This is a genomic window from Pseudoalteromonas luteoviolacea, from assembly GCF_001696455.1.
Taxonomy (GTDB): Bacteria; Pseudomonadota; Gammaproteobacteria; order Enterobacterales; family Alteromonadaceae; genus Pseudoalteromonas; species Pseudoalteromonas luteoviolacea_C.
Genome location: NZ_MAUJ01000005.1, coordinates 348,380 through 358,916, shown reverse-complemented (window position 1 = coordinate 358,916; position 10,537 = coordinate 348,380). Strand labels below are relative to the sequence as shown.

The following is a 10,537-nucleotide window of genomic DNA, read 5'->3' as shown; positions in this document are numbered from 1 at the left end:
GTGAGGCATTGAGCTAACTCGTACTAATTACCCGTGAGGCTTAACCATACAACGCCAAAGTGGTTTTATTTGTTAGAAGTTAAGAATAAAAGTAGACGATAAGAATTTAATTACGCTTCCAGATTTTAGTAAGATGTTGATAAACATCTTGCATACAGAATTTCCTGGTGAACATAGCATTTTGGAACCACCTGATCCCATGCCGAACTCAGTAGTGAAACGAAATAGCGCCGATGATAGTGTGGGGTTTCCCATGTGAAAGTAGGACATTGCCAGGGCCCAATTAGAGAAACCCGTTGCAGAAATGCAGCGGGTTTTTTGCGTTTATGGTGCTAAATCGTGCTTTAGCGCAAGGTGAAGAGAGCAGCTTTCACTGGCGTTGAGATGGACTCTCTCGACATTATTTTAAGTCATTCATAATTGGTCATGACTCCCTCACCGCTTGTTAAAATGTCTTATTTCACCTTGCGCAAAGCAAACGTATTCGCTGCGCTCATTATCGTTAACCCTTTGCACCATACTTGCGTAAAAAGAGCGAATTCGCTTCGCTCACTGCCGCTAACCTTTTACACTATAACTATCTTTAACCCTTTGTATTAAGCCGCGTGTATTGTCATTAGGTATTAGCATTAGTCAGAGGGGCTAGGAAAGCAAACCTTGCTACTTTCCCGTGATTGAATCGGTCTTGACCATTAGCGATCTAACTTTAGTCTAGGTTGATTAAAGCCAACTGAGAGAGTCCAGTTAATGAAGAGAAGTAATTGCTTATTGAGCGCATAAACAACTACGTAAGCGCTTTAACTGCTTGAGCAATGCCTTCGAGTGTGAGTGGATACATCCGTTTTTCCATTAATCTATCAATTTGCTCTATTGATTGGTAATAATGCCAATACTCTTTGGGTTGCGGGTTTAGCCAAGCAACTTTGTCGAAGTGATCGGTAAGGCGTTGCAGCCAAACACTCCCCGGCTCTTGGTTCCAGTGTTCTACACTGCCTCCTGGATAAGAAATCTCGTATGGCCCCATTGTTGCGTCACCGACAAATATCAGCCGATAGTCTTTGCCAAACTTATTGATGAGTTGATAAGTATCGAGTAGGGAGTCGTTCAAACGTTCGTTGTCTTTCCAAACATGTTCATAGACACAGTTGTGGAAGTAGTAAAACTCTAGATGTTTAAACTCCGAATGGGCGGCGCTGAAAAGTTGCTCGCATATTTGAATATGGTCATCCATGGACCCCCCGATATCAAACAACATAAGCACACTGATTGCATTATGCCTTTGAGGTGCCATTTTTACGTCTAATAAACCACCCTGTTTCGCGGTTGCTTCTATTGTATTGTTGAGATCAAGCTCATCACTTTCATGGCTACGCGCAAATTTTCTCAGTTGTTTGATAGCCAGTTTCATATTTCGACTGCTGAGATCGGCATCTTTATCAAGGTTTTTATATTGCCTTTTATCCCATACCTTCACTGCTTTTCGGTGGCGACTTTCATGTTGTCCTATTCTAACGCCTTCAGGATTGAAGCCATAGGCACCAAAAGGCGAAGTACCTCCAGTGCCAACCCACTTGTTACCCCCAGCATGTCTTTTTTGCTGCTCTTCGAGGCGGCTTTTCAGTGTTTCCATTAATTTTTCGAGGCCGCCTAACGCTTTGAGTTTAGCTTTTTCTTCTTCGCTAAGGTGTTTCTCAAACTCTTTTCTTAGCCAATCAGATGGCAAGGTTTGTTTTTCTAGTGCATGGGCAAGATCGATTTGCTCTACGCCTTGAAAGTAGTCTGCAAACGCCCGATCGAACTTATCAAACAAAGTTTCATCTTTGACAAAGATGACTCTGCTCAATGTATAAAAATCATCAAGACTGCCAAAACAGAGGCCTTGTTCTAGCGCAGCTAAGCAATCCAGCAACTCTCTTAGACTTGCTTGAATACCGTGTCGTCTTAGAGTAAACAGAAACTCAATAAGCATTATCTTTTACTCATAAAAGCGAGTTTCTCTATTAGAGTAACATCTTGCTCATTTTTTAATAATGCACCGAACAGCGGCATTAACCCACCTTGATGAGCTTTATCATGTAAGGTTTTGGCATCGATGTCTTCTGCGAGTAATAGTTTTAGCCAATCTAATAATTCGCTGGTGCTAGGCTTCTTCTTGAGGCCGCGAGTCTCTCTTAAATTAAAGAAGACTTCTAGCGCTTGGGTAAGCAACTTTGATTTTATACTTGGAAAATGAACGTCTACAATTGCTTTCATCTCTTCTGGGGAAGGAAAATCGATATAATGAAAAAAGCATCTGCGCAAAAATGCATCAGGTAACTCTTTTTCATTGTTCGAAGTAATGATAACAATAGGTCTTACATCGGCTTTGATCTGCTGCTGTGTTTCATATACATGAAACTCCATTTTATCGAGTTCAAGTAGCAAATCATTTGGAAACTCTATATCGGCTTTATCTATTTCGTCAATAAGTAATACCGGGCGTTTACTTGCAGAGAATGCTTGCCATAACTTGCCTTTTATTATGTAGTTATTAACATCATGAACACGCTTATCCCCCAGCTGGCTATCTCTAAGTCGAGATACCGCGTCATATTCATATAGACCCTGCTGCGCTTTGGTTGTTGATTTAATGTGCCATTGAATTAGTTCAGTATTTAAGCTTTGCGCTAACTCTTCCGCTAAAAGAGTTTTTCCTGTACCAGGCTCTCCTTTAATGAGTAATGGTTTTTCAAGAACGATGGCGGCATTGACCGCCTGTTGCAAAGCGGTCGTTGCTATATAATTGTCTGTACCTTTGAACATTTTTATTGTGGTCTGATGAGATCATAGACTCAGTTTGCCATATTTTTGATTTCACTATCAAATATCATTCCGACCGTAAAAACTGAAATCTAGGCTGTGCTATGCCGTTGACTTCTACTTCTTCCACAAACATGCTCAGTGGTCTTGCCCAATGATCGTAATTGCCATAAAGAGTTTGGTATATTACAAGCGTTTCTTGACTCTCGCTGTGAGTTGCTACAAACAGTACTTTGTATTCTTTTCCCTTGTAGTGACGGTATATCCCTTTTTTAAGTTCGCTAGGCATTGTTGAGTCCTCATGTGACTGGGTATAATTGAAATAATTGAAAACGAGCTAATAAGCACGTTTGTTTATGAGATAAGGTTTTAGCATATGAATTATATTGCGCTTAGCGATTTCAAGAAAGCATGGGTTTTTAGACATAAAGATTTACCAATTCAAGAGTCTGATTTGGACCAAATTAAGCCTATGACGGCTCAGCGCGCGGCGGTACTTTGGAGTACGATGGTGAGCAGAGAGCAAGACCATCCTGATTTTTTTACGCCAAATGACTGGGCTGGTAAAGAAGATAACTGGGAAGAGGTCGTTGATTGGGAGCAAGCCTGGGAAGAAGGGGTTGAAAACTTGCCGGAAGAGATATCTGATTATCTAAAGTGGGAAGACAATACCACCGTGTACTTTTGCCTTTCTCGTGAACACGTTCTTGAAACACAGTTTGGTGTATTTAAACGTTGCTGGCAAAATTTCATGTTCCTTGTCGATGGTAGTTTGTTATTAGGCAAGAAGCGTGATGCAGCGGTACAATTTTTAGAGTCGGGTGAGGCCAAATTAGGTCAGCGACCGAAAGGAAGTTAATACATATAAGCGTTGTTAATTTGTCAGATTGGCTGTATTTAGTTGTGATGCCATGTTATAAAATCCTCACTAAGGAGGAGCTTTGGAAAAATACCATTCGAGCAGGCAGCAAACGACGATCTGGCAAGACGAAGTCTCTAGGCTTATTTTTGCCGAGCTTGTTAACGTATTTTACACCAGAGAAATTACCAACTTGGTAAATGAGCCCGATCCAGTTAGATTAAAACGCTTTCTAAAAAGCTTACCCTACTATGTTGAACGCGCTGCAACACATATAGTATTAGGCGCTGTGCCACTTGAATTAGACAGCCACAACGGATGTTGGATTTCACCCCAAAGGAAAAAGCCTTCGCAGGACCTCGCCGCGGTGAGTAAATATTATCAAAAAAGCGCAATTGTTGGTTTGGTGGTGCCTATTGTGTTTGAACATCAGCATGAAACTGGCATCTACATTGATATGATTGATCAAGTTAAGCCAAACAAGATTCATTGCAATGAATTTGGCTGGTTTGACATATCCGGCTTGAGTCAAGAGTCTGAACAAGCAAAGCTATTAAAGCCGAATAAAGCATTAATGACCGCTGCCTGTTGTGGTCACCGATGGCATTATCATAAAATAGCATCACCAAGATTACTTGGGCTCAGAGAGATGCTATTGGCAAGCAGCATCAACTGGCCTAATGTAACTAAAAAGAAAATAGTGTCAGGTTAGTATTCGCACTTTGGCGACATGACTACACAGTTCATATACTAGGATATTGAATTATGCGTTTATTCCAACTTGCGCTGTTTTGCCTGTGTGTCTACATCCAATACAAGCTTTGGTTTGGCCACAATGGCTTGCAAGATTATCGACGAATAACTGAAACGGTTAGTTCTCACCAAGAAATGAATGCAGAATTGCTCAAAAGAAATAGGCTGTTAAAGGCTGATATCGAAGATCTTAAATTAGGTTTAGAAGGCGTTGAAGAAAGAGCCCGACATGAGCTCGGCATGATCAAGCCTAACGAAACATTCATTCGAGTATTACCAAAGAAACAACATGAATAAATCAATTTCAATTGCCGCTGTCGTCCCTGCCGCAGGCGTCGGTGCCAGAATGGGGCTAAACCATCCTAAGCAATATATAAATATAAATGGCAAAACGGTACTGGAACACACGCTCGATAAACTCTCGAACGTAAGTCATATTGAGCATATTTTTGTGGCTATTAGTGAAACAGATGAATATTTTTCTGATCTCGATTTAAGACACATTGCGTTATCTCGAGTCAACGGTGGTAAAGAGCGTGCTGACTCTGTACTAAATGCATTGAAATCGATGTCTGATAATCCACCTAAATGGGTCTTAGTGCACGACGCGGCAAGGCCTATGGTTGATATCAGTGATATAGAAGAACTTATCACTCAATGTCTAGCCTCAGGTGAGGGTGGTATCTTGGCGAGTAAAGTCAAAGATACGATAAAAAGAGGTGCTTCACACAGTGAGGAAACCGTGCCAAGAGAAATGCTTTGGCAAGCATTAACACCTCAAATGTTTCTTTACGAGGAACTGTTAAGCGCTTTAAGTGTCGGCTTAAGTAAAGGTGCAACCATAACAGATGAGGCGTCAGCGATGGAGCTTCAAGGTAAACCTGTTAGGTTGGTTGAGGGGCGCTCCGATAATATAAAAATTACCACGCCAGAAGATCATGCTTTAGCATGCTTTTTAATGAGCCAGCAAAAAAAGAGTAGTTAATATGTTTAGAATTGGTCATGGGTTTGATGTACATAAGTTTGGTGGTCAAGGGCCACTGGTAATTTGTGGAGAAAAGATAGACTACCAGCATGGGTTTATTGCGCATTCTGACGGAGACGTGGCTGTACATGCTTTATGTGACGCCTTATTAGGGGCCTTAGCACTTGGTGATATTGGCAAGCACTTCCCCGATACTGACAATGAATTTGAAAATATTGACAGTCGTATATTGTTACGACGAGTAATGAATCAAGTAAAGGAAATGGGCTATCGTGTCGGTAACTTAGATGTCACGATAGTTGCACAAGCGCCAAAAATGAGACCACACATAGACGCCATGCGCGCAAATTTAGCCAAAGATTGTGAAGTTGAAATGAACCAAGTTAATGTCAAAGCGACAACGACAGAAAAGCTAGGGTTTGAAGGGCGCAAAGAGGGGATCTCTAGCCACGCAGTTGTACTACTATTTAAGGTATAAAATCGTGATTGATGCAATTTCTTCATTAAATTACTTATACGGTAAACCTCTTTCAGAAGGAGACTTTAAACACACTCCTGAGGATTTCGTGGTTGAAGAAGTATTGGATATTGAGTTTACCGGGGAAGGTGAGCATGTGTGTTTGCAGGTGATTAAACGCGGCGAAAATACGACGTATGTTGCCAAGAAAATTGCACAAATGGCAGGTGTTGCTCCGCGTGATGTAAGTTATGCGGGTCTTAAAGATCGCCACGGCGTGTGTACTCAATGGTTTAGCGTGCCTGTAGCGATAAAAACCGAAGTAGATTTTTCTAAACTAAACTCAGACTCGATTGTCGTAATAAAACAAGTGCGACACAATAGGAAATTGAGGACTGGGTGTCACCGAGGCAATCGATTTATTATTACATTACGTAATGTAACCGAGCCTCTGGATGTTTTGTCCCGTATCAATGCTGTCAGACAAGGTGTACCCAATTACTTTGCAGAGCAGCGGTTTGGACACGATGGTCATAACTTGGAGATGGCGGAGCGCCTGTTTGGTGGAGAATACATTCGAGATAAAAAACTACGAGGCATCGTAATTTCAGCGGCGCGCTCGTTTATTTTTAACCAAATAGTGTCGCGGCGTGTAAAAGAGCATGGTTTGGCTAAAACTTGGCATAGAGAAGTGTTCATGCTTGCAGGCAGTAATGCATTTTTTGAAGATGATTTAAATGATGATATTGTCGAGCGTTTGAATAAAGAGGATATATTGTTGTCAGCGCCACTCGTTGGCAAAGGTGAAAAGGGCTTAACATCGGTAGAGCGTGAGTGGCTCCTTGAATATACCAACTGGCATCAAGGTTTGGCTGATTTAGGATTAAAGAATGAGCGCCGTAGCTTGAGAGTTATCCCAAAGGAATTAAAGTTAGAGTCGATGCCGGATAGGGCTATCAAGCTTACTTTTGAGCTGCCTAAAGGGTGTTATGCGACTGCCGTACTCAGAGAGCTCATCATGCACAAAGATGTAAGTAAAAAAGAAAAACAAAACCCTGGAGACTTGGAAGAGTGAAAATCTTATTGAGCAATGACGATGGTGTAAACGCGAAAGGCATAGAGGTTTTGTACAAAGCTTTGAGTGAGCTGGCCAACGTAACGGTCGTTGCACCTGATAGAAATTGTAGCGGTGCGAGTAATTCTCTGACGTTACTAAATCCGCTACGCACAACGACATTGGATAATGGTTTTGTGTCAGTTAATGGGACTCCGACGGATTGTGTGCACTTAGGTGTCAATCAGCTCATGGACAGTGCACCGGATTTAGTTGTGGCAGGCATTAACAATGGCGCTAATTTGGGTGATGATACTCTATATTCAGGTACCGTCGCTGCAGCCACTGAAGGTCGTCATCTTGGATTACCTGCCATAGCAGTATCGCTTTGTTCTAAAAAGGAAGCGCATTACGAAACCGCGGCGGCTATCACAGTTAAGATTATCAAGGCGTTAGGCAGTCACCCCCTACCAAAAGACCAAATCATCAATGTAAATGTGCCAGATATTCCACTAGACGAGTTAAAGGGCATTAAAGTAACGAGGTTGGGCTCACGTCATAAAGCAGATACGATGACTAAGCAACGAGATCCTTGGAACAGAGATATATATTGGTATGGCTCTTTGGGATCAGAAAGTGATGCAGGAGAAGGCACGGATTTTTATGCTGTTAACCAAGGTTATGCATCGATCACACCGCTTACAGTAGACATGACAGCGCACGACAGCATTGATAGTTTAGCCACTTGGCTTACTGCTCAGGAGTAGCTCAATTGCTCAGTAATTACCAACGTAGTGCCGATAAGCTTGCAGCTAATTTAAAAGCCGCGGGAATACAGGACTCTGCCGTTTTACAAAGTATCTCTGAAATACCACGACATTTGTTTGTAGATGACATTTTGCAACATAAGTCCTATGAAAATACAGCATTGCCAATAGGTCAGGGGCAGACTATATCCCAGCCTTACATTGTCGCTAGAATGACGGAAGTGCTGCGTCAGCTAGGGATCACACGAAATGTACTAGAGGTTGGCACAGGGTCGGGTTACCAAACGGCAGTATTAGCTAAATTATTTGAGAATGTGTTTAGTATTGAGCGAATAAAAACATTGCAGTGGCAGGCCAAACGACGATTGCATCAATTGGATTTATACAATGTTTCCATGAAGCATGGTGATGGCTGGTTAGGTTGGCAATCTAAAGCCCCTTTTGATGGAATTATCGTAACAGCAGCGGCGTCAGTTGTGCCTGAGCAGTTATTGGCTCAGCTAGCAGAAGGCGGCGCAATGGTGATCCCATTAGGTGTTGATGAGCAGGTATTGACACTCTTTACAAACCACCAAGGTAAAATCACTCAGCAGGCACTTGCTCCAGTTCGGTTTGTTCCTTTGGTTGCTGGCCCGATATCCTAAAATAAATGAAGAAAAATATCTTTAACGCTGATAAATTTGGCATTTCTTAGTTTATTGTATGGCTGATTAAAGACTCGACTATGGATTTGGGTGGTGTAAAGGTGAGACAGAAAAACTTCTTAATAGCTGGCCTATGCTGTCTGACATTGAGTGCTTGTACCTCAGTTCATACACCTGCACCCGTTGTCAACTTAAGCAAAGGTAAGACAACTTCGTCAAAAAAAATTCATATTAAAAATAATCGTTATAAGGTCAGAAAAGGTGACACTTTATTTGCCATTGCATTCAGTGCAAGTAAGGATGTTCGCACAGTCGCTAAAATCAATAATATTAAGCCTCCCTATACGATTTATCCGGGTCAGACTATATTACTAACCTATCCCAAAAAAGCCAATAAAACGGTGAAAATTTCACCGCAAAAAATCAAAAACAATACAAATAATAAACCTTTAAATAACAAGCTATCGAAAAAAGAGCTTGATCCCCCCCCGCAACGAGAGTATGTTCAAAAACAAGCCAGTAAAAAAACCAATGACACCAGTACTTTGTTGAATAAAAAGGTACGTTGGAATTGGCCCGCAGTAGGTAAAGTTACAAGACGCTTTTCTATAAAAGAAAATGGCTACAAGGGAATACAGATCACTAACAAAACAGGGACATCGATAAAAGCTGCGGCAAACGGCATTGTTGTTTATGCAGGGAGTGCATTAAGAGGCTATGGCAATTTAATCATTCTGAAACACACAGATGATTATCTAAGCGCATATGCCCACAATTCCAAATTGCTAGTAAGAGAGCAGCAGCAGGTTAAAGTGGGGCAGAAGATTGCCGAAATGGGGAATTCGGATTCAAGCTCGGTTGCTTTGCGTTTTGAAGTAAGATATCGAGGTAAGTCAGTAGACCCTATGAGGTATCTGCCCAGAAAATAGCGTATCGACGTATTGATGGAACACTATCACTTATTCGCTTGGGAGGATGCTTATGGCTCAAACAGCAAAACAGAAAAGTAAAGTGAACCCGGAATTAGACGATAAATTTAGCGGGGTTGACTCTGAAGATGGTCCTAGTGAAGAGCTTCTTGAAGATATAGACAATGAAGAAGAGCTTTTTGCGAAGGATGATACGGTTAAAAATTTAGACGCAACCCAATTGTATCTTGGCGAGATTGGTTTCTCTCCGTTACTCAGTGCTGAAGAAGAAGTTTATTTTGCGCGTAAAGCCCTGAAAGGGTGTGAAGCGTCTCGCAAGAGGATGATTGAAAGTAACTTGCGTTTGGTTGTTAAAATCGCACGACGTTACAACAATCGGGGACTTGCACTGCTTGATCTCATTGAAGAAGGTAATTTAGGGTTAATCAGAGCAGTCGAAAAATTTGACCCTGAACGTGGCTTTCGGTTCTCGACTTATGCGACTTGGTGGATTAGACAAACCATCGAGAGAGCAATAATGAACCAGACAAGAACCATTCGTCTACCTATTCATGTAGTGAAAGAGCTGAACGTATATCTCAGAACAGCGAGAGAATTGACGCAAAAGCTGGATCACGAACCTACAGCGGAAGAAATTGCTGAGTGCCTCGACAAACCAGTCGAAGACGTGAGCAAGATGCTTCGCCTTAACGAAAAAATCACCTCTGTTGACACGCCAATAGGCGGAGACAACGATAAAGCACTTCTTGATATCATTGCTGATGAAAGAGGCTATGAACCTGAGAGTGAAGTACAAAATAAAGATATTAATCGCCACATAGTTGATTGGTTAGGTGAGCTTAACCCCAAACAACGAGAAGTATTAGCACGTAGATTTGGTTTACTTGGTTATGAGCCTTCAACATTGGAGGATGTGGGCCGAGAAATTGGCTTAACTCGTGAGCGGGTAAGACAAATTCAAGTTGAAGCGCTGCGTCGTCTCAAAGATATTTTACAGCATGAAGGTTTAAGCACAGATAGTTTATTTGAACAGCTTTAACCCTTACTCGTCACACCAATGCCTTATTGAGCATAGGTAGCACTTTTTCCCTAGATGTACGTGCATTTTATCTAGGGAAAAAGTTGATTCACTTCTTACTTTTCAATTCTGACTGTTAACTTATTCACTCTAAAAATTTACAGGGTGTGCTTTGTCTAAACATACTCTTTAGCTGTCGTAATTTTCGACTAGGTGGAGCGAGATAATGCGTATCTAGGTATGTTGGGTGTGACTAAGATATAAAAAAGCCA

The 10,537-nt window shown here is 41.6% G+C and carries 13 protein-coding genes and 1 rRNA gene; 11 read left to right on the top strand and 3 right to left on the bottom strand.

The window, feature by feature from the left end:
• Nucleotides 1-163: 163 nt before the first annotated feature.
• A 5S ribosomal RNA gene (gene rrf, locus A7985_RS16690) occupies nt 164-278 on the top strand.
• A gap of 506 nt (nt 279-784) precedes the next feature.
• Here the strand turns inward: rrf and A7985_RS16685 are convergent.
• From A7985_RS16685 to A7985_RS16675, 3 genes are all read right to left on the bottom strand, one after another.
• Complete coding sequence (locus A7985_RS16685; protein WP_065791546.1) at nt 785-1,969, bottom strand: vWA domain-containing protein; 1,185 nt, start codon at nt 1,967-1,969, stop codon at nt 785-787.
• On the bottom strand, nt 1,969-2,802 hold the full coding sequence (locus tag A7985_RS16680) for an AAA family ATPase (protein ID WP_065791545.1): 834 nt from the start codon (nt 2,800-2,802) through the stop codon (nt 1,969-1,971). The genes A7985_RS16685 and A7985_RS16680 overlap by 1 nt, the downstream gene beginning before the upstream one ends.
• 64 nt (nt 2,803-2,866) lie before the next feature.
• Entirely contained in the window at nt 2,867-3,088 is a 222-nt protein-coding gene (locus A7985_RS16675; protein WP_065791544.1) for a DUF1653 domain-containing protein, read from the bottom strand.
• An 87-nt stretch (nt 3,089-3,175) separates the two neighbouring features.
• Between A7985_RS16675 and A7985_RS16670 the strand changes: the two genes are divergently transcribed.
• The 10 genes from A7985_RS16670 to rpoS all read left to right on the top strand — a co-directional run bounded on the left by A7985_RS16670 (nt 3,176) and on the right by rpoS (nt 10,286).
• Nucleotides 3,176-3,658 carry a DUF2947 family protein gene (locus A7985_RS16670; RefSeq protein ID WP_065791543.1) on the top strand — a complete coding sequence of 161 codons (483 nt, stop codon included), beginning with the start codon at nt 3,176-3,178 and terminating at the stop codon, nt 3,656-3,658.
• 82 nt (nt 3,659-3,740) lie between these two features.
• Nucleotides 3,741-4,370, top strand: a complete 630-nt coding sequence (locus A7985_RS16665) for a hypothetical protein (protein WP_065791542.1) — start codon at nt 3,741-3,743, stop codon at nt 4,368-4,370.
• 53 nt (nt 4,371-4,423) lie between these two features.
• The gene (ftsB, locus tag A7985_RS16660; RefSeq protein WP_065791541.1) at nt 4,424-4,708 is read left to right on the top strand and encodes a cell division protein FtsB; all 285 of its coding nucleotides are present in this window, start codon (nt 4,424-4,426) and stop codon (nt 4,706-4,708) included.
• Nucleotides 4,701-5,396 (top strand): 2-C-methyl-D-erythritol 4-phosphate cytidylyltransferase, encoded by a 696-nt coding sequence (gene ispD, locus A7985_RS16655; RefSeq protein WP_065791540.1) that lies wholly within the window; start codon nt 4,701-4,703, stop codon nt 5,394-5,396. The genes ftsB and ispD overlap by 8 nt, the downstream gene beginning before the upstream one ends.
• A gap of 1 nt (nt 5,397) precedes the next feature.
• Complete coding sequence (ispF, locus tag A7985_RS16650; protein WP_065791539.1) at nt 5,398-5,874, top strand: 2-C-methyl-D-erythritol 2,4-cyclodiphosphate synthase; 477 nt, start codon at nt 5,398-5,400, stop codon at nt 5,872-5,874.
• 16 nt (nt 5,875-5,890) lie between these two features.
• Nucleotides 5,891-6,928: a tRNA pseudouridine(13) synthase TruD gene (gene truD / locus A7985_RS16645; RefSeq protein WP_065791574.1), complete on the top strand. Its 1,038-nt coding sequence runs from the start codon at nt 5,891-5,893 to the stop codon at nt 6,926-6,928.
• Nucleotides 6,925-7,674: a 5'/3'-nucleotidase SurE gene (gene surE, locus A7985_RS16640; protein ID WP_065791538.1), complete on the top strand. Its 750-nt coding sequence runs from the start codon at nt 6,925-6,927 to the stop codon at nt 7,672-7,674. Before truD ends, surE begins: the two co-directional genes overlap by 4 nt.
• Before the next feature lie 5 nt (nt 7,675-7,679).
• Complete coding sequence (locus tag A7985_RS16635) at nt 7,680-8,318, top strand: protein-L-isoaspartate(D-aspartate) O-methyltransferase (RefSeq protein WP_065791537.1); 639 nt, start codon at nt 7,680-7,682, stop codon at nt 8,316-8,318.
• Between the two features lie 80 nt (nt 8,319-8,398).
• Nucleotides 8,399-9,247, top strand: coding sequence for a peptidoglycan DD-metalloendopeptidase family protein (locus A7985_RS16630; protein ID WP_081310607.1), 849 nt, complete (start codon nt 8,399-8,401; stop codon nt 9,245-9,247).
• Between the two features lie 52 nt (nt 9,248-9,299).
• On the top strand, nt 9,300-10,286 hold the full coding sequence (rpoS, locus tag A7985_RS16625) for an RNA polymerase sigma factor RpoS (protein ID WP_065791536.1): 987 nt from the start codon (nt 9,300-9,302) through the stop codon (nt 10,284-10,286).
• Nucleotides 10,287-10,537 lie beyond the last annotated feature (251 nt).